The sequence below is a fragment of the Streptomyces sp. NPDC005435 genome (assembly GCF_040703155.1).
GTDB lineage: Bacteria > Actinomycetota > Actinomycetes > Streptomycetales > Streptomycetaceae > Streptomyces.
The window spans coordinates 163434-181892 of sequence record NZ_JBEXEQ010000008.1; the positions used below are offsets into that span (position 1 = coordinate 163434).

An 18459-nucleotide genomic window follows, 5' to 3' on the forward strand; every position below is an offset into this window, starting at 1 on the left:
TCGCGCGGCGCGCCCCGGCCGGCGTGGCGTGCCCCTGCCGTTCGGACCCGACCTTAACGGAGGGCGCGGGAGCGAGGGTCGGCGGAGGCGGCTGGACCGCCGGCCCCGCGGAGTGCGGTCCGCGGGGCCGGTACGTCACTTGGGCAGCTCGCTCTCGTCGGTCGCCCAGGTGGTGTTGGCCGTCGCGGCCAGCCGGAAGTCCAGTCTGCCGCCGGAGCGGAGGACGTCCGGGCCGAGCCAGGAGCGGGTGAGCGGGTGGCCGTTTCGGCGTACGGCGTCGATGTAGAGGTGGGTCTCGTCGGCGTCGGGGGCGGTGATGACGAGGTCGCGGTGGTGCGGGCGGGCGACGGTCGCCTTCGGGAAGACGGGGGCGCCGAGCAGGAGGGTGGCGCGGCCCGGGGTCTCGGGGTAGACGCCGAGGGCGGAGAAGACGTACCAGGCGGACATGGTGCCGAGGTCGTCGTTGCCGGGGAGGCCGCCGGGGCCCGTGGTGTAGACGGTGTCGAGGATCTGGCGGACGGTGGCCTGGGTCTTCCAGGGGGCGCCGAGGGCGTTGTAGAGCCAAGGGGCGTGGATGCCGGGCTCGTTGGTGGGGTCGTAGCGCAGGGCGTCGCCGCCGCGCACCGACCAGGAGCCGTCCGGCTTGTGGAAGAAGCCGTCGAGCCGGGCCTCGGCCTGGCTCCGGCCGCCCATCGCCCCGGCGAGCCCCTGGACGTCCTGCGGGACCATCCAGGTGTACGTGGCGCTGGTGCCCTGCGCGAACCCGAGGTCGCTGCCCGGGCTGAACGGTGTGACCCAGGAGCCGTCGAGGCGGCGGGCCTGGATGTAGCCGGTGTCCGGGTTGAAGACGTTGCGCCAGTAACCGGCGCGCCCCGTGAAGGACTTGGCGTCCTCGGTGCGGCCGAGCAGCTTCGCCCACTGGGCGAGCCCGAAGTCCGCGACGGCGTCCTCCAGGGTCTCGGCGGCGCCGCCCCAGCAGTGGCACACGTCCTGGGCCGCGTAGTGCGAGGTCAAGTACTGGGCCAGATTGGGACGTTGGCCCTCGCACTGGCCGGGGCAGCCCGCGTCCGAGAGGTCGGCCGGGGTGGGAACGGTGGCCTGACGGACGAGGGAGGCGTAGGCACCCTGGTAGTCGAAGTTGCGCACTCCCATGGCGTAGAAGGTCGCCAGGGTCGCGGCGGAGGGGTCGCCGGTCATGACGTGGGTGGCGCCGCTGATGTGGACCCAGCGGTCCCACACTCCCCCGTTCTGCCGGGCGAAGTTGTACAGCGACTGCGCGAAGTCGCCCGCGACGGTGGGCCGTAGCAGCGCGAGCAACTGGATCTGGGCGCGGTACTGGTCCCAGCCGGAGAAGTTGCTGTACTGCGCCCGTTGTCCGCGCGCGAGCCGGTGCACCGCCTGGTCCATGCCCCGGTAGCGGCCGTCGGTGTCGCTGATCAGGTTGGGCTGCATGAGGGAGTGGTAGAGCGCGGTGTAGAAGGCGGTACGGCGGGCCGCGCTGCCACCCTCGACGCGTACGGTGCTCAGCTCGCGGTCCCAGGCGCGTGCCCCGGCGGCGGCCACGTCGGCGACGCTCGCGTGCGGGGCGATCTCGTGGCGGAGGTTGGCCTCGGCGCCCGCGAGGCTGACGTAGGAGATGCCGATCCGCATGTGGACATCGTTGTCAGCACGGGTGTCGAAGCCGACCCAGCCGCCGGAGCCGCGTCCGGCCCGGTCGTTGCCGGTGGCGTACCCCTCGCCGCCGTCCGCCGAGGTGCCGCCCGGGGTGAGGGTGCCGTCGTGCCAGGTGCCGGTGGTGGCGAAGTCGCGGTCGAAGGTGGCGCTGAAGTGGAGGCGGTAGTAGCTCTTGCGGTTGTTGGTCCCGCCGTTGGCCCGCCGTCCGCAGAACGCGCCGGTCAGCACCCAGCCGGTCACCTTGCGGTGGGCGGCGTCGATGTCGACGTGCGCGTCCTCGCTGCCGTTGAGGGAGTTGGAGACGCGGAACAGCAGGCTGGCCGGGCGGTCCGCCGGGAAGCGGAAGTCGGCGACGCCGGCGCGCTCGCTCACCGCCAGGTCCGCGGAGGCGCCGGAGGCGAGGCCGAGGGTGTAGCGCCCCGGCACGGCCTTCTCGTCGGCGTGGGAGAAGTCGGCGGCGTACACCGCGTCCCTGGTGTCGGCGCTCGGCGAGGAGGTCACGTCCCCGGTGAACGGCATGATCGGCACGTCCCCCGCCGCGCCGGGGTGGCATCCGGCGCCGTTGACGTGGGTGAGGCTCAGTCCGCGTATCCGGGTGGTGTTGTAGGAGTAGCCGTTCGCCGCCGCGGTGTTGGTCTGGTCGCCGGTGGTGCTGGTGGGCGACCAGGCGATCATGCCCTGGGGCAGGGTGGCGCCGGGGAAGGTGTTCCCGCCGTTCGCGGAGCCGAGGAGCGGGTCCACGAGCCGGGACAGCGGTTCGTGGCCGGTCGCCGCCATCGCCGGGAAGGGGGCCGCCGCGGCGAGGGCGGTGGTGACCGCCGCGACGGCCGTGCGCGTACCGAGCCGTCTCGCTGCGCGCGCTAACAGGTGACGCATCGTCAAGTCGCCTTTCCGGAAGGGACAGTGGGCGACGTGAGGCTAGAGGGGCGACGGGTGCGGGGGAAGGGGCCGGGGGCTGCGGATGATGAAGCCTGGGCGAACTCTCGCGGTGGCCGTGGCATGGGGTGCCCGGCAGGGGGTACTCCGAGGTGCGCGGTACGGACCGCTCCGACGTGCGCGCCCCCGCCGTCCGCAGGAGGCTGGACCCATGGCCGCACCGCACCACCCCCACATCGTCGTCCACGCCCCCGCGCTCGACGGCTCCCGCCGGGTCACCGAGGGCGACGTCACCCTCGGCCTCGCCTCCCACCTCGACGACGTGATCGAGATCCTCCGCCTGGCCGACCTGGACCGCGTCGAGGTCGAGGAGAGCGACCTGATCGACTGGCAGGGAGGCGGCCCGGACGACTGGCCGGGGCTGACGGAACCGGAGCCGTAGCCCTGGCGGGCGGCCTGGAGCGGCGGGGTGGCTTCGGGGAGCGACCGCGAGTGGAGGGGTGGCTTCGGGCGGGCGACGGCGCGTGGGGGCCCTGACCTGGCGGCCGGCGACGGGCCGCACGGTTCGTGGCGGAGGTCTGCGCCGGCCTGCGAGCGGGGCCGCCCTCCTACGGGCTGCCGCCCTTCGCGCACACGTCCTCGGACTGGGGCTCCGGCCGTCCCGAGCGTCTGCTAGCCGAGCCGTTTCCCCTCGCGGCGACGTGGATGTGGGAAAACGACGAGGGGGACGAGGAGGCACTGTCGGAGCAGGAGCTCGAAGCCCGGATGGACGCCGCGTTCGACCACCGCTCACTGCTGCTGGCACCGACGGCTGCGGCATCCCCGGCTTCACGGGCTGGGTGACCCATTGGGCCCAGGGCCGCTCCTGGTTCCCGGACGCGTAGGGGGACGCTCCACGGGAGGCGGCGCGGCGGCGGAATCCCGGGCCGACACGGCACCCGCCCAGCCGTCTCGGCCACCTCGTGCGGCAGGACCGGATCATCGAGGAATCCCGTGCGCGGAGCGGGCACAGGCCACCGGCCACGCCCGGCGCGACGACCGAGCCGGCCAACCTCAAATCAACCTCTGAACCCGCCCGGGAATGCTTCAACCGCCCTTCCCGCCGGGCAGATTACGACCACGCGGGGCCCGCCGGGACGGGGGCGGCGAGGTCCCGTACGGGGGACTCGTGGGGCGTGGCCCGGCCGGTCGGGCCACGGGGGTGGCCGCGCCCCACGGGATGCCGGGCCCACGGGATACCGCGCTTCACGGGACGCCGGGCCCCTATCGGCCCCGGCCGGGAAAACCCCCGTTCAGTCCTCGCGGAGCGCCCCGTACGTCTCCCGCAGCTCCACCTTCCGCACCTTGCCCGACACGGTCATCGGAAACGCCGCGAGGATCTGGAGCCGGCTCGGGATCTTGTAGTGGGCGAGCCGGTCGCGGCAGTACGTGTGCAGCTCCTCCAGGGTGAGCGGGTCGGCCGGGTCGTGCGGGACGACGCAGGCGAGGACCTCCTCGCCGTAGCGCTCGTGGGGGACGCCGACCACCTGGACGTCGCGGATCTTGGGGTGCCCGTAGAGGAACTCCTCGATCTCGCGCGGGTAGACGTTCTCCCCGCCCCGGATGATCATGTCCTTGATGCGGCCCACGATCTCGACGTACCCGTCCTCGCGCATGACCGCGAGGTCCCCGGTGTGCATCCAGCGCCCCGCGTCGATCGCCTCGGCGGTGCGCTCGGGCTCGTCCCAGTAGCCGAGCATCACGCTGTAGCCCCGGGTGCACAACTCGCCGGCCGCGCCCCGGGGTTGGGTGACGCCGGTGGCGGGGTCGACGACCTTGACCTCCAGGTGGGGCAGGACGCGGCCGACGGTGCCGCAGCGGTGCTCCAGGTCGTCGTCCACGCGGGTCTGGAGGGAGACGGGCGAGGTCTCGGTCATGCCGTAGCAGATGGAGACCTCGGCCATGTGCATCTCGGCGACGACCCGCTTCATCACCTCGACCGGGCAGGGGGAGCCCGCCATGATGCCGGTGCGCAGGGTGGAGAGGTCGTACTCCGCGAAGCCGGGGAGGTTCAACTCCGCGATGAACATGGTGGGTACGCCGTACAGCGAGGTGCAGCGCTCCCGCTGGACCGCCTCCAGGGTGGCCGTCGGCTCGAAGGAGGGGGCCGGGATCACGATGCAGGCGCCGTGCGAGGTGGCCGCCAGATTTCCCATCACCATGCCGAAACAGTGATAGAAGGGCACCGGCACACAGACCCGGTCCTGCTCCGTGTAGGAGACCAACTCCCCCACGAAGAAGCCGTTGTTGAGGATGTTGTGGTGGGAGAGCGTGGCCCCCTTCGGGAAGCCGGTCGTGCCCGAGGTGTACTGGATGTTGATCGGGTCGTCGCAGGACAACTCGGCGTCACGGGCGTCCAGTTCGGCCGCACCCAGCCGCTTGCCCCGGGTGGTGAACTCCTCCCAGCCCGCCGACCCGAAGTACACCGCCTCCCGCAACTCCGGGCACCTGCCGCGCACTTCCTCCACCATGGCGCGGTAGTCGCTGCTCTTGTGGGCCGGGGTCGCGAACAGCAGGGAGATGCCTGCCTGGTTGAGCACGTACTCGACCTCGTGGGTGCGGTACGCCGGGTTGATGTTGACCATCACGGCGCCGACGCGGGCGGTGGCGTACTGCACGAGCATCCACTCGGGGCAGTTGACCGCCCAGACGCCGACACGGTCGCCCTTGGCCACCCCGCTCGCGAGCAGCGCGCACGCCAGCCGGTCGACGTCGGCGGTGAACGCGCCGTAGGTCCAGCGCCGCCCGGAGGGCACGTCGACCAGGGCCTCACGCTCCGGCCAAGTGGCCGCAGTACGGCGGAGGTTCGCGCCGATGGTCTCGCCGAGCAGGGCGGTGTCGCCCGTGCCGTGCGTGTACGACAGGGCAGGGGTCACCGGAAGTCCTCCTCGCGGTACTCGTTCTCCGAGCCCTCGGCCGTGGCCTCGCGCAGCTCGATGCGGCGGATCTTGCCGGAGATGGTCTTGGGCAGCGGGCCGAACTCCAGCCTGCGCAGCCGCTTGTAGGGCGCGAGCACCTCACGGGAGTGCGCGAAGAGGGCCTTCGCGGTGCCGGGTCCGGGCTCCCAGCCGTCGGCGAGCACGATGTACGCCTTCGGTACGGCGAGCCGGAGTTCGTCCGGCGCGGGCACCACGGCGGCCTCGGCCACCGCCTCGTGCTCCAGGAGCGCGCTCTCCAGCTCGAAGGGGCTGATCTTGTAGTCGGAGCCCTTGAAGACATCGTCAGCCCTCCCGACATAGGTGAGATATCCGCTTTCGTCCCGCGAGCCGATGTCCCCCGTGCGGTAGTAGCCGCCGGCCATCGCCTCCTCCGTGCGCTCCGGGTCGCCGTGGTAGCCGGTCATCAGGCCCACCGGGCGCTCGGACAGGTCGAGCGCGATCTCGCCCTCGGCGGCGCCGGGCGCGCCGGTCACCGGGTCGAGGAGTTCGATGCGGTAACCGGGTCCCGGTCGGCCCATGGAGCCCGAACGCAGCTCCTGGCCGGGGCTGTTGGCGATCTGGACGGCGGTCTCGGTCTGGCCGAAGCCGTCCCGGACGGTGACGCCCCAGGCGCGGCGGACCTGCTCGATGACCTCGGGGTTGAGCGGTTCCCCGGCGGCGACCGCCTCCCGGGGCTTCGTGGCGAGCTGGGTCAGGTCGGCCTGGATGAGCATCCGCCACACGGTGGGCGGCGCGCAGAAGGTGGTGACCTGGGCCCGGTCCATCTCGGTCATCAGCCGAGCGGCGTCGAAGCGACTGTAGTTGACGACGAAGACGGTCGCCTCGGCGTTCCACGGCGCGAACAGGTTGGACCAGGCGTGCTTGGCCCAGCCGGGCGAGGAGATGTTGAGGTGCACGTCCCCGGGCTTCAGGCCGATCCAGTACATGGTCGCGAGGTGGCCGACCGGGTACGAGGTGTGGGTGTGCTCGACCAGCTTGGGCTGGGCGGTGGTGCCGGAGGTGAAGTAGAGCATCAGCGGGTCGCCGGCGAGGGTCGGCCCGTCCGGCACGAACTCGGGCGGGGCCGCGTACGCGTCCTCGTACGGCTCCCAGCCCTCCTCCGGCAGGCCGCCGACCGAGATCCGGGTGTAAGTCCCGGGCACCTCCTCGAACTTGGCGGTGTCGGCGGCGCGTACGACCACGTGCTTGACGTCGCCGCGTCCGACCCGGTCGCGCAGGTCGGCGGGGCCGAGCAGCGGGGTGGCCGGGATGACGACGGCGCGCAGCTTCATCGCGGCGAGCATGGTCTCCCACAGCTCCGCCTGGTTGCCGAGCATGACGAGAACGCGGTCGCCGGCGGCCACGCCCCGGGCGCGCAGGTGGTTCGCGACCCGGGACGAGCGGGTGGCCAGGTCCGCGAAGGAGAGCCGCGTCTCGCCGCCGTCCTCCTCGACGATGTGCAGGGCGGTGCGGTCGTTGCCGTCCGCGATCACGTCGAACCAGTCCAGGGCCCAGTTGAAGTGCTCGGGCCGGGGCCAGCGGAAGCCCTCGTAGGCGGCCTGGTAGTCCTCCCGGTTCTCCAGCAGGAAATCGCGGGCGCTGCGGAACAGCTCCGTCGGCGTCGTCATCCGTGTCCTCCTCGCGGCTGCGGTCGCCCGCCGAATCGGGCGGAACTCCCGCGTCCCGGGCCATTGCCGGGCGGCTCGTTGCCATCGTCTAATCCGTGATGCGGGTCCCGATACCCCCGAACGGGGGTGGACGGACGCGGAAGGCCGGGCCGGAAGGGCGGAGAAGTGGCGGCAGAGGCGGTGGCGACGGCGGAGATCAGGGCTGCGCTGAACCGGCTGCGGCACACCACGGGGCTGCCCGTCGCGTTCGGCGGGCTGGTGGAGCCGGGCGGCTCGCGCATCCGGATCAGCGAGCTGAGCGGGACGGAGACCGCCGCGCTGCGCTCGCTGGCGGTGACCTCCGGGACCGGGCTCGGCGGCAAGGCGGTCGCGCTCGGCCGGGTGTGCGCCGTGACCGACTATTCCGTCTCGCGCCGTATCAGCCACGAGTACGACGCGCCGGTGGCCGCCGAGGGCCTGCGCTCGGTGCTCGCGGTGCCGGTGGTGGTGCGGCGCCGGGTGCGCGGGGTGCTCTACGGCGCGCTGCGCACCGCCCAGCCGCTGGGCGACCGGGTGCTCGGCGGGGCGGTGGCGGCGGCGCGGGAGGTCGAGCGGGCGCTGGCGGTACGGGAGGCGACGGCCGCGCCGAGCCGGGAGGCGCGGGGGCTGCCGGGTGCCGTGCGGCCGGAGGCGGGGCCGGGGTGGGAGCAGGTCCGCGAGGCGCACGCGGCCCTGCGCGCGCTGGCGCCGCGCATGGCCGATCCGGACCTGCGCGCGGAGCTCCTCGCGGCCTGTGACCTGCTGTCCGCTCCCGGTTCCGGGCCCGGTTCCGGCCCTGGTCCGGCGGCCGGTCCGCTCCTCGCGCCCCGCGAACTGGATGTGCTGGCCTGGGTCGCCACGGGTGCGACGAACGCGGCCGTGGCGGAGCGGCTGGGGCTGACCACGGAGACGGTGAAGGGTTATCTGCGCTCGGCCATGAGAAAGCTCGGCGCGCACACGAGAGGCGAGGCGGTGACGGCGGCCCGGCGGGCGGGGGTGCTGCCGTAGGGGCTCTCCCCTGGGGGAAGGCCCCTGGGGGGCATCCCCTGGGGGGCATCCCCTGGGGGAGTTACCGGACCCGATTGAATTCCGGGCCGACGGACCGGTTGTAATTTCCCTCACCTCCACTTCCGGCCGAATTCCGGGCTCTGTTGCCTAGAATTTGGCCAGGACACGACACGAGGGGAGCGGCGACCGTGCGACGGGACTTCCAGGAGCCTGCCCGATGCCGCTCCGACCTGGTCATCGGCCACGAGGAACTGTTCGCTGCCGCGAAGGACCATCTCGGCGCCGGAGGCAGTGTGCTGCTGCACGGTCCCGCCGGAATAGGGAAATCGACCGTGCTGCGGGCATTGGCCGAGGAATACGGGGCCCACGCGCGCACCGTGTTGCGCTGCTCGGCGACGGAGTCGGAATCGCATCTGCCCTTCCTCGCGCTCGCCGACCTCTTCGGACTGGTGCTCGACGAGATCGCGCCCCGGCTGCCCGCGGCCCAGCTGACCGCCCTGGAGTCGGCGCTGACCGGGCGCGGCGAGTCCAGCCTCCAGCGCGACGGGCTCGCCCTGCGGCTCGCGGTGCTCTCCGCGCTGCGCGCGCTCGCCGCCCAGGGCCCGGTCCTGGTGGTCGCCGACGACCTCCAGTGGCTCGACCCGGCCAGCGCGGAACTGCTCGGCTTCGCCGCCCGCCGGCTTGAGGGCACCCCCGTACAGATGCTGTGCGCGGTCCGTACCGAGGGCCCGGACTGCCAGGAGTACGACCGTCATCTGCGCGCCTGCCCGCCGGGCACCGCCGCGCTCCGCCTCGGCCCGCTCGGGCGCGCCCAGGTGGCGCGGCTGCTCGACCACCGGGGCCACGGCGCGCTCCCCCGCTCCACCGTGCGCGAGATCCACCGCACCAGCGGCGGCAACCCGCTGTTCGCCCTGGAGCTGGGCCGCGCCCTCGCCGACAGCCCGACCCCGCCGCGCCCCGGCGAGCCGCTGCCGGTGCCGACCTCGCTGCGCGCGCTGGTGCTCTCCCGTCTGGACATGCTCTCGGTGGAGGCGCGCCGCACCCTGCTCGTGGCGAGCGCGGGCGCCCGTCCCACCACGGCCCTGCTGCACGCGGCCGGGCGGGAGAACGCCGAGGCCGAGTGCGCCCAGGCGGCCGAGCTGGGGCTGCTGGCCACCGAGCCGGAGGCCCCGGCCGTACGGTTCGCCCACCCGCTGATCTCCGCCGCGCTGTACGCGGAGGCCCCGGCGCCCGAGCGGCGGGCCGCGCACGCCGCGCTGTCCACGGCCGCCTCGGACCCGATCGAGCGGGCCCGTCATCTGGCCCTCGCCACCACGGGCGCCGACCCCGAGGTGGCCGCCCGGCTGGCGGAGGCGGCGGCGCTCGCCCGCGACCGGGGTGCCCCGTCCGTCGCCGCGCAGCTCGGACTCCTGGCCGCCCGGCGCACCCCCGCCGACGGCACGCCGGGCCCGGACGAGCGGCGGCTGCAGGCGGCCGAGGACGCGATCACGGCGGGCGAGGTCGATCTGGCGCGGGACATCGCCCGCGAGGTGCTGACCCGGGCGACCGTGGCCGCCCACCGGGTGCGGGCCTGGATTGTGGTGATCGACACCGCCGGGCACACCATGGCCGAGGTGGAGGCCGTCTTCCCGCAGGCGCTGGCCGACGCGGGCGAGGACCCCCGGCTGCTGGCCCTGGTCCACTACCAGCTGGCCTGGCGGGCGCTCATCGTGGAGGGCGACTTCACCGACGCGCGCACCGGCGCCGCGCACGCCGCCGAGCTGGCCGCGCGCGGCGGCGACCGGCGCACCGAGCTGCTGGCCCTGTCCTTCCAGGCGCAGACCGAGACCCTGATGGGCCATCCGGAGGCGCCCCGCACCATCAAGCGGGCCCTGACCGAGCCCCAGGACCCGGAGGTGGCCTGCCATCACAACGGCGCGGGCAGCGCCCGGTTCCGCTGGCTGGTCATGGGCGACCGCCTCGCCGAGGCCCGTACGACGGTGACGGCGCTGCTGCGCGAGGTGCGCCGGCGCGGCTCGGTGGAGAGCGAGGTGCACTTCCTGCGCGGTCTGGCCGAGACCGAGCTGCGCGCGGGGCACTGCGGGCGCGCCCTCGAAGTGGCCCGGGACGCGCTGCGCCTGGCCCGCGACTCCGGGATCGGCGAGACCGCCTCGGCGATGCTCACCTCACTGGCGGAGGCGTCCGGCGGCGACGTGGGGCGGGCGGTGGCGCTCGCGCGGGAGGCGGCGGAGCAGGCCGAGCGGGACGGCGACCAGATGTACCTGTCCCGGGCGCTCGGCGCGCTGGGATACGCCCAGTTGGTCGCGGGCGACGCGGCGGGCACCGTGCGCTCGCTGCGCCGGGTGCGCGCGCTGGAGCGGGACCTCGGCATCACCGACCCGGCGCGCGGCCGCTGGCAGGGCGACCTCGCGGAGGCGCTGGTCCGCGTCGGTGAACCCGACGAGGCGCAGGACGTCATCGACGCGAGCCGCGAACACGCGCTGCGGCTCGGCCGGGAGAGCGTCCTCGCGGTCCTGGACCGGGCGGAGGCCCAGGTCAGGGCGGCGCGCGGGGACCACGAGGGCGCGGTGGCCCGGCTGACGTCGGCTCAGGACCGGCTGGCCAAGCTGGGCTACGGCCTGGAGGAGGCGCGGGCCGCGTTCGCACTGGCCCGGCTGCGCGCCCGGCGCCCGGAGGGCGGGCGCAGACGGCCGCAGGCGGCGTACGACGAGGCGACCCGGCTGTTCAGACGCTGCCGGGCGCTGCCCTGGCTGCGCCAGGTGGAGGAGGCGCGCACCGCGCCGGAGCCGGAGCCCGCGCCCGCCGCGCCGGAGGCGCTGGACGCGCTGGCGGGGCTGGCGTCGATGGAGCGTCAGGTGGCCGCGCTGGTCATGGAGGGCGCGACCAACCGGGAGATCGCGGCACGGCTGTTCGTGAGTGTGAAGACGGTGGAGGCGACCCTGACCCGGGTCTACCGAAAGCTGGGCATCAGGTCCCGGGTGGACATCGTCCGATTGGCCGCAGGTCGCCGCGCGAAGTGACGGCACGCCCGGTTAACTGAGCCGGACCGAGGGTTTTCCCTTCCCTGTCCCCCTAGGGGGTTCCCTCATTGGGAGGCGGGAGTTCCGGGTCCTAGCGTAAAGGGCGTGCCGCTCGCCCGGGCACACGGGGTCGGTCCCTCCCGCTCTCGGCTCCGCTGGAGCAGGGGGCACCCCAGCCCCGTGCCACACCCCCACACCCGCGCGACCCCCACCGGCAACCCCCACTGAGGAGACTCATGTTCGGGCTCACTCGTGCCAGAAAGACCGCCGCGACCCTGGTGGCCACGGCCGCCGCGGCGGCCACCGCGCTGATCGCCTCCCCCGCGGCGAGTGCCGCGCCCCAGCCCATCGTGGGCGGCACGACCACCACCGCGTCGGCGTACCCGTACGTCATGCAGATCACGGACGCGTCGGGCAGTCAGTTCTGCGGCGGCACCCTGGTCGCGGCGAAGAAGGTCGTGACGGCGGCGCACTGCATGGCCGGCGAGTCGACGAGCAGCGTGCGGGTGGTGGGCGGCCGGACCTATCTGAACGGCACCGACGGCACGGTGAGCCGCGTCAGCAAGATCTGGGTCGACCCGGACTACACCGACGCCACCAACGGCGACGACGTGGCCGTGCTGACCCTGTCGACGTCGATGCCGTACAGCCCGGTGTCGTACGTCTCCTCCTCCCAGACCAGCGTCTACGCGGCCGGCACCACGGCGCGGATTCTGGGCTGGGGTACCACCCGGGAGAACGGCAGCTCCTCCAATCAGCTGCGGACCGCGACCGTTCCCGTCGTGTCCGACTCCAGCTGCCGTACCTCCTACGGCTCGGACTACGTGCAGTCCGACATGGTCTGCGCCGGACTCAGTTCCGGTGGCGTGGACACCTGCCAGGGCGACAGCGGCGGTCCCCTGATCATCGGGGGCGTCCTGGCAGGGATCACTTCCTGGGGAGAGGGGTGCGCGGAGGCGGGTTACCCGGGTGTCTACACCCGGCTGACCACCTTCTCGAACCTGGTGGCCGCTCAGGTCAACTCTTGACCCGGAAACTTCCCGGGGTTTTCCCCGGGTGAGAGACCAGGGGGACGCTGCGAGCGACCACGAGCGGCCCGCAGCGTCCCCCTGTCCAACTACGGGCGATCCCCTGGGGGACGACCAGTAGGGGGCGCCCCGGAGCGTGCGCCGGACGCAGTCACGTGTACGGCCCACCGAAGGTGGTGACCGGTGACACGTGGCCACCCGGCCCGCGCGCCGGGGCGCCGTCGTACGCCCGGACGCTGCGCCGGGCAGGTGAGCGCGGGAGCGAACGGGCCGGTGGGCGCCGGTGATTCCCTACGATCGTGGCGTGCCTCTCTTCACGCTCGAACGCACGGTCCCCCTTCCCCTCCCGGAGGCGTGGCGCCGGCTCACCGACTGGCCCCGCCACGCCGACGTGGTGCCGCTGACCCGCGTCGAGGTGGTCACGCCCCCGCCGACCGGGGTGGGCACCCGCTTCGTCGCCCGTACGGGTGTCGGTCCGCTGACCTTCGACGACCCGATGGACGTCACCGTCTGGCGGCCCCCGGTGGACGACGAACCGGGGCTGTGCCGGCTGGAGAAGCGCGGCCGTGTGGTGCTGGGCTGGGCCGAGATCGAGGTGCGGCCGGGGCCCGGCGGGCGGACCCGGGTGGTGTGGCGGGAGGAGCTGCGCGTGGGTTTCCTGCCCCGCTCCTTCGACGGGGTGACGACGAGCGTGGCCCAGTCGATGTTCGGGCGCGCGGTGAACGGGCTGCTGCGGCGGGAGTGAGACACCCGCCCCGGCCGGAACGGCCCGCCCGGCCGACGCCGGGTTCAGTCCTTGCGGCCGGCCACCGCGACGGTCACACCCAGCCCGATCACCGCGAGCCCGCCCGCCCGCCGACGGCCGCGAGCCGCCGGGGCGACCGGGCGAACCAGTCCCGGGCGCCCGGGGCGACCGGCGAGCGCTCGACGACCGAGCCGACGCCCACGGCTGCGGCAGCGGCAGCGGCAGCGGCAGCGGCAGCGGCAGCTCGAAGGAAGGCGCGCGGGGCACCCTGACCGCCTGGATGACGGGACCGGCCTTCTCGTTGCTCACGTGCGGACGCGACGGTCACAAGTAGCCGTGGATTTCACGCAGATGGGGCCCCGCCGCTCAGGCCACCGACCCGATGCGCCGCGCGGCCCGGTCCGGCGTGTCGGGGTGGATCGGGGTGTGCGCCCCGGTGAGCGGCACCCCGCTGCCGCCGCGCCCGGCGGCGACGATCTCGGCGGCGATGGACAGCGCGGTCTCCTCGGGAGTGCGGGCGCCGAGGTCGAGCCCGATCGGGGAGTGCAGTCGGGCGAGTTCCAGCTCGGTGACGCCGGCCTCGCGCAGCAGCTCCAGGCGGTCGAGGTGGGTGCGCCGGGAGCCCATCGCGCCGACGTAGGCGACCGGCAGACGCAGGGCGTGGCACAGCAGCGGCACGTCGAACTTGGGGTCGTGGGTGAGGACGCAGAGCACGGTACGGGGATCGGTCGCGGTGCGCTCCAGATAGCGGTGCGGCCAGTCGACCACGACCTCGTCGGCCTCCGGGAAGCGGGCCCGGGTGGTGAACACGGGGCGCGCGTCGCACACGGTGACGCGGTAGCCGAGGAAGGCGCCGACCCGGACCAGCGCGGCCGCGAAGTCGACGGCGCCGAAGACGATCATCCGGGGCGGCGGCACCGAGGACTCCACGAGGACGGTCACCGGGGCGCCGCAGCGCTCGCCCAGCTCGCCGGTCTCCACGGTGCCGGTGCGGCCGGCGTCCAGGAAGGCGGCCGCCTCGGCGGCGACGGTGCGGTCCAGTTCGGGGTGGGCGCCGAAGCCGCCGAGCGGGGTGCCGTCGGGGCGGACGAGCAGGGCCCGGCCGAGGAGTTCCGCCGGTCCGGCCACGATCCGGGCGAGGGCCGCCGTACGGCCCCGGGCGGCGGCGGCCAGCGCGGCGGCGAACACGGGCCGGCCGGGGCTGTCGGCGCGCACCGGGGTCACCAGGACGTCGAGGGTTCCGCCGCAGGTCAGCCCGGCGGCGAAGGCGTCCGCGTCGTCGTACCCGAAGCGTTCGAGCACGGTCTCGCCGTCCACGAGCGCCTGTTGGCACAGCTCGTACACCGCGCCCTCGACGCAGCCGCCCGAGACCGAGCCGACGACCGTGCCGTCGCCGTCCACCGCGAGGGCCGCGCCCTGGGGGCGGGGGGCGCTGCCGCCGACGCCCACCACGGTGGCCACGGCGAAGTCGCGGCCCTGTGTCATCCACCGGTCCAGTTCCTCGGCGATGTCGAGCATCAGTGGGCCTCCTGACCACGCGCCGGTCTCATGCCGTTCCCGTCACATGCTCGGGGCGCACCGGGACACGCGCCAGATCGAGTCCGGTGGCGTCCCTGATCGCGGCCAGGACGGCCGGAGTCGAGGAGAGGGTCGGCGCCTCGCCCACCCCGCGCAGCCCGTACGGGGCGTTGCCGTCGGCGAGTTCGAGGATGTCGACGGGGATGGTGGGGGTGTCGAGGATGGTCGGGATGAGGTAGTCGGTGAAGGAGGGGTTGCGGACCTTGGCGGTGACGGGGTCCACCTGGATCTCCTCCATGACCGCGATGCCGAGGCCCTGGACGGTGCCGCCCTGGATCTGGCCGGTGACCGAGAGCGGGTTGAGCGCCTTGCCGACGTCCTGGGCGCAGGCCAGCTCGATCACCTTGACCAGGCCGAGTTCGGTGTCGACCTCGACGACGGCGCGGTGCGCGGCGAAGGAGTACTGGACGTGTCCGTCGCCCTGTCCGGTGTGCCGGTCGAAGGGCTGGGTGGGCCGGTGCCGCCACTCCGCCTCGACCTCGACGCTCTCGCCCTCCAGCACGTCGGCCAGCGCGGCGAGCACCTCCCCGCCGTCGGTGACCACCTTGCCGTCCTCAAGGAGGAGTTCGGCCGTGGCCCACGCCGGGTGATAACTGCCGTACTTGCGGCGCCCGATGGCGAGGACCTTCTCGCGCACCAGGGCGCAGGCGTGGCGTACGGCGCCTCCGGTGACGTACGTCTGCCGGGAGGCGGAGGTCGAACCGGCGCTGCCCACACGGGTGTCGGCCGGTTTGATGGTCACCTGGCTCACGCCCAGCTCGGTGCGGGCGATCTGCGCGTGCACGGTGACACCGCCCTGGCCGACCTCCGCCATCGCGGTGTGCACGGTGGCGACGGGCACTCCCGCGGTGACGTCCATGCAGACCTTGGCGGTGGAGTAGTCGTCGAACCCCTCGGAGAAACCCACGTTCTTGATGCCGACCGCGTAGCCGACGCCGCGTACGACGCCTTCGCCGTGGGTGGTGTTGGAGAGTCCGCCGGGCAGCTGGCGTACGTCGGCGCCCTCGCTGGACTCCCACTGGCGCTCGGGCGGCAGGGGCAACGCCTTGACGCGGCGCAGGAGTTCGGCGACCGGCGCGGGCGAGTCGACGATCTGTCCGGTGGGCATCACGCTGCCCTGCTCCATCGCGTTCAGCTGCCGCAGCTCCACCGGGTCCATGCCGAGTGCCTTGGCGAGCTTGTCCATCTGGGCCTCGTAGGCGAAGCACGCCTGGACCGCGCCGAAGCCGCGCATGGCGCCGCAGGGCGGGTTGTTGGTGTAGAGGGCGATGGCCTCCACGTCGACGTCGGCCACCTGGTACGGCCCGACGCCGAGGGAGGCGGCGTTGCCGACGACGGCCGGGGAGGAGGAGGCGTAGGCGCCGCCGTCGAGGACGATACGGGCCTTGACGTGGGTGAGCCTGCCGTCGCGGGTCGCGCCGTGCTCGTAGTAGAGCTTGGCGGGGTGGCGGTGGACGTGTCCGAAGAAGGACTCGAACCGGTTGTAGACGATCTTCACCGGGCGTCCGGTGCGCAGGGCGAGCAGACAGGCGTGGATCTGCATCGACAGGTCCTCGCGCCCGCCGAACGCGCCGCCGACCCCGGCCAGGGTCATCCGCACCTTGTCCTCGGGCAGCCCGAGGACGGGGGCGATCTGGTGGAGGTCGGAGTGGAGCCACTGGGTGGCGATGTAGAGGTGGACGCCGCCGTCCTCCTCGGGAACGGCGAGCCCGGACTCGGGGCCGAGGAACGCCTGGTCCTGCATGCCGAAGGTGTACTCGCCGGTGACGACCACATCGGCGCGCTCGGCGGCCAGTTGGGCGTCGCCGCGCACGATGGGCTGCCGGTGGACGATGTTGGGGTGCGGGACATACGGGAAGTGGTGGTCGTCGCGGTGCTCGTGAACGAGGGGCGCGTCGGGGGCTGTTGCCGAGGCGTGGTCGGTGACGACGGGCAACTCCCGGTATTCCACGCGGATCTTGGCGGCGGCGCGGCGGGCGGTCTCGGGGTGGTCGGCGGCGACGACGGCGACGGGCTCGCCGTGGTGGCGGACCTTGCCGTGGGCGAGGACGGGGGTGTCCTGGATCTCCAGACCGTAGTGGCGCGCCTCGGCGGGCAGGTCGTCGTAGGTGAGGACGGCGTGGACGCCGGGCAGGGCGAGGGCCTCGGCGGTGTCGATGGAGACGATCTCGGCGTGGGCGAGCGGAGAGCGCAGGATCTGCCCCCACAGCATGTCCTCGTGCCAGAGGTCGGAGGAGTAGGCGAACTCGCCGGTGACCTTGAGGATTCCGTCCGGGCGGAGCGTGGACTCGCCGATGCCGCCCCGGGCGCCGGAGCCCTGGGTGATCTTCGTGGGGGCGCCCGACGGGCGGGTGGTGGTGGGGAGTTCGGGTGGTGTCATCTCACGCCCCCTCGGTCTGGCGGGCGGCGGCAAGGCGGACCGCGTCCATGATCTTCTCGTAGCCGGTGCAGCGGCACAGGTTGCCCGACAGGGCCTCGCGGATGTCGGCGTCGGACGGGTCGGGGTTCTGCTCCAGCAACTCGTCGGCGGCGACCAGGAGTCCGGGGGTGCAGAAGCCGCACTGCACGGCGCCCGCGTCGATGAACGCCTGCTGGATCGGGGCGAGTTCACCACCAGTGCCGGGCTGCCACCGCCGGGCCTCCTCCAGGGACGTACCCGGCGCACCGGATGCGGCCGTCGTACCGCACGCATCCGCCGTACCGGACGTACCCGCCGTACCACACGCACCCCCCGCGGAGTTGCAGTCCACGCGCTGCCGGGCGTGCTCCGCGAGCCCCTCGACGGTGACCACGTCCCGCCCCTCGGCCTGGCCCGCCGCGACCAGGCAGGAGCAGACCGGGACGCCGTCGAGGCGGACCGTGCAGGAGCCGCACTCGCCCTGTTCGCAGGCGTTCTTGGAGCCGGGCAGCCCGAGCCGTTCACGCAGGACGTAGAGCAGGGACTCGCCCTCCCAGACGTCGTCGGCCTGCTGGGGGCGTCCGTTGACGGTGAAGCTGACGCGCATCAGGCGGCTCCCTCGGTGGCGCGGCGGCCGCCGCAGTAGGACTCCCAGGTCCAGGTGAGCGTCCGGCGGGCGAGGACGCCGACCGCGTGACGGCGGTACCCGGCGGTGCCCCGGACGTCGTCGATCGGGTTGCAGGCGCCCGCGCACAGGTCCGCGAACCGCTGGACGAGGGAGGCGGGCAGCGGCTTGCCGGTGTCCCAGTGCCGGCCCTCGTCCAGGGCCGCGTTCGCGAACTCCTCGGCGACCAGGGCCCGTACGGGCGTCGGGGCGGCGGAGCCGATGCCGGTGCGCACGGTCCGGGTCTCGGGGTGCAGGGCGACGCCGAAGGCGCAGACGGCGATGACCATGGCGTTGCGGGTGCCGACCTTGGCGTACTGCTGGGGGCCTTCGGCCTTCTTGATGTGCACCGCGCGGATCAGTTCGTCGGCTTTGAGGGCGTTGCGCTTGACCCCGGTGTAGAAGGCGTCGATGGGGATCATCCGGGTGCCCCGGGCCGCCGACTCGGCCTCGACCTCGGCCCCTGCGGCGAGCAGCGCGGGGTGGGCGTCCCCGGCCGGGGAGGCGGTGCCGAGGTTGCCGCCGACGCCTCCCCGGTTGCGGATCTGCGGGGAGGCCACGGTGTGCGCGGCGAGGGCGAGTCCGGGCAGTTCGGCGCGCAGGTGCCGCATGATCGCCGCGTAGGGGACGCTCGCGCCGAGCCGTACGGTGTCCTCGCCGGTCTCCCATTCGTAGAGATCTCCGACCCGGTTGAGGTCGAGGAGGTGCTCCGGCCGGCGGTGGTCGAAGTTGATCTCGACCATCACGTCGGTGCCGCCCGCGATCGGCACGGCGCTGGGGTGCTCGGCCTTGGCGGCGAGCGCCTCCTCCCAGCTGGCGGGGCGAAGGAAGTCCATGACCGGTTCTCTTCCTCGTCTCTGGGTCG

Annotated in this window: 12 protein-coding genes and 1 pseudogene; 5 read left to right on the forward strand and 8 right to left on the reverse strand. The window is 73.7% G+C overall.

From position 1 onward, the window contains the following. Positions 1 to 135: 135 nt before the first annotated feature. The gene (locus tag AB0898_RS12470; protein ID WP_366802850.1) at positions 136 to 2550 is read right to left on the reverse strand and encodes a GH92 family glycosyl hydrolase; all 2415 of its coding nucleotides are present in this window, start codon (positions 2548 to 2550) and stop codon (positions 136 to 138) included. A gap of 211 nt (positions 2551 to 2761) precedes the next feature. On the opposite strand from AB0898_RS12470, the gene AB0898_RS12475 reads away from it, so the two are divergent. Then, positions 2762 to 2992, forward strand: a complete 231-nt coding sequence (locus AB0898_RS12475; protein WP_366802851.1) for a hypothetical protein — start codon at positions 2762 to 2764, stop codon at positions 2990 to 2992. An 850-nt stretch (positions 2993 to 3842) separates the two neighbouring features. On the opposite strand, the gene AB0898_RS12480 is transcribed toward AB0898_RS12475, so the two are convergent. Together AB0898_RS12480 and AB0898_RS12485 are read right to left on the reverse strand one after the other, a co-directional pair. Further along, positions 3843 to 5465, reverse strand: coding sequence for an AMP-binding protein (locus AB0898_RS12480; RefSeq protein WP_366802852.1), 1623 nt, complete (start codon positions 5463 to 5465; stop codon positions 3843 to 3845). Next, on the reverse strand, positions 5462 to 7135 hold the full coding sequence (locus AB0898_RS12485) for an AMP-binding protein (RefSeq protein WP_366802853.1): 1674 nt from the start codon (positions 7133 to 7135) through the stop codon (positions 5462 to 5464). Before AB0898_RS12485 ends, AB0898_RS12480 begins: the two co-directional genes overlap by 4 nt. A 165-nt stretch (positions 7136 to 7300) precedes the next feature. On the opposite strand from AB0898_RS12485, the gene AB0898_RS12490 reads away from it, so the two are divergent. The 4 genes from AB0898_RS12490 (at position 7301) to AB0898_RS12505 (ending at position 12954) form a co-directional block, all read left to right on the forward strand. Beyond that, complete coding sequence (locus tag AB0898_RS12490) at positions 7301 to 8161, forward strand: helix-turn-helix transcriptional regulator (RefSeq protein WP_366802854.1); 861 nt, start codon at positions 7301 to 7303, stop codon at positions 8159 to 8161. A gap of 188 nt (positions 8162 to 8349) precedes the next feature. After that, positions 8350 to 11181 (forward strand): AAA family ATPase, encoded by a 2832-nt coding sequence (locus AB0898_RS12495; protein WP_366802855.1) that lies wholly within the window; start codon positions 8350 to 8352, stop codon positions 11179 to 11181. A gap of 236 nt (positions 11182 to 11417) precedes the next feature. Further along, positions 11418 to 12209 carry a serine protease gene (locus AB0898_RS12500; RefSeq protein WP_366802856.1) on the forward strand — a complete coding sequence of 264 codons (792 nt, stop codon included), beginning with the start codon at positions 11418 to 11420 and terminating at the stop codon, positions 12207 to 12209. Between the two features lie 304 nt (positions 12210 to 12513). Further along, the gene (locus AB0898_RS12505) at positions 12514 to 12954 is read left to right on the forward strand and encodes an SRPBCC family protein (protein ID WP_366802857.1); all 441 of its coding nucleotides are present in this window, start codon (positions 12514 to 12516) and stop codon (positions 12952 to 12954) included. Between the two features lie 44 nt (positions 12955 to 12998). Here AB0898_RS12505 and AB0898_RS12510 read toward each other — a convergent pair. The 5 genes and pseudogenes from AB0898_RS12510 to AB0898_RS12530 all read right to left on the reverse strand — a co-directional run. Then, positions 12999 to 13123 (reverse strand): annotated as a pseudogene (locus tag AB0898_RS12510) (LysE family translocator); the annotation flags it as partial. A 197-nt stretch (positions 13124 to 13320) separates the two neighbouring features. Beyond that, a complete protein-coding gene (locus AB0898_RS12515; RefSeq protein ID WP_366802858.1) occupies positions 13321 to 14472 on the reverse strand; it encodes an XdhC/CoxI family protein in 1152 nt (383 codons plus the stop codon). A 28-nt stretch (positions 14473 to 14500) separates the two neighbouring features. Next, the gene (pucD, locus tag AB0898_RS12520) at positions 14501 to 16912 is read right to left on the reverse strand and encodes a xanthine dehydrogenase subunit D (RefSeq protein ID WP_366802859.1); all 2412 of its coding nucleotides are present in this window, start codon (positions 16910 to 16912) and stop codon (positions 14501 to 14503) included. Position 16913: 1 nt separating this feature from the next. Next, the gene (locus AB0898_RS12525; protein ID WP_366802860.1) at positions 16914 to 17537 is read right to left on the reverse strand and encodes a (2Fe-2S)-binding protein; all 624 of its coding nucleotides are present in this window, start codon (positions 17535 to 17537) and stop codon (positions 16914 to 16916) included. Beyond that, a complete protein-coding gene (locus tag AB0898_RS12530) occupies positions 17537 to 18430 on the reverse strand; it encodes an FAD binding domain-containing protein (RefSeq protein ID WP_366802861.1) in 894 nt (297 codons plus the stop codon). The genes AB0898_RS12525 and AB0898_RS12530 overlap by 1 nt, the downstream gene beginning before the upstream one ends. Positions 18431 to 18459 lie beyond the last annotated feature (29 nt).

What these genes read in the sequence shown, in the direction of transcription:
- AB0898_RS12470 (WP_366802850.1), bottom strand. Translation starts at nt 2,550, where the DNA reads ATGCGTCACCTGTTAGCGCGCGCAGCGAGACGGCTCGGTACGCGCACG.
- AB0898_RS12475 (WP_366802851.1), top strand. Translation starts at nt 2,762, where the DNA reads ATGGCCGCACCGCACCACCCCCACATCGTCGTCCACGCCCCCGCGCTC.
- AB0898_RS12485 (WP_366802853.1), bottom strand. Translation starts at nt 7,135, where the DNA reads ATGACGACGCCGACGGAGCTGTTCCGCAGCGCCCGCGATTTCCTGCTG.
- AB0898_RS12500 (WP_366802856.1), top strand. Translation starts at nt 11,418, where the DNA reads ATGTTCGGGCTCACTCGTGCCAGAAAGACCGCCGCGACCCTGGTGGCC.
- AB0898_RS12515 (WP_366802858.1), bottom strand. Translation starts at nt 14,472, where the DNA reads ATGCTCGACATCGCCGAGGAACTGGACCGGTGGATGACACAGGGCCGC.
- pucD (WP_366802859.1), bottom strand. Translation starts at nt 16,912, where the DNA reads ATGACACCACCCGAACTCCCCACCACCACCCGCCCGTCGGGCGCCCCC.
- AB0898_RS12525 (WP_366802860.1), bottom strand. Translation starts at nt 17,537, where the DNA reads ATGCGCGTCAGCTTCACCGTCAACGGACGCCCCCAGCAGGCCGACGAC.
- AB0898_RS12530 (WP_366802861.1), bottom strand. Translation starts at nt 18,430, where the DNA reads ATGGACTTCCTTCGCCCCGCCAGCTGGGAGGAGGCGCTCGCCGCCAAG.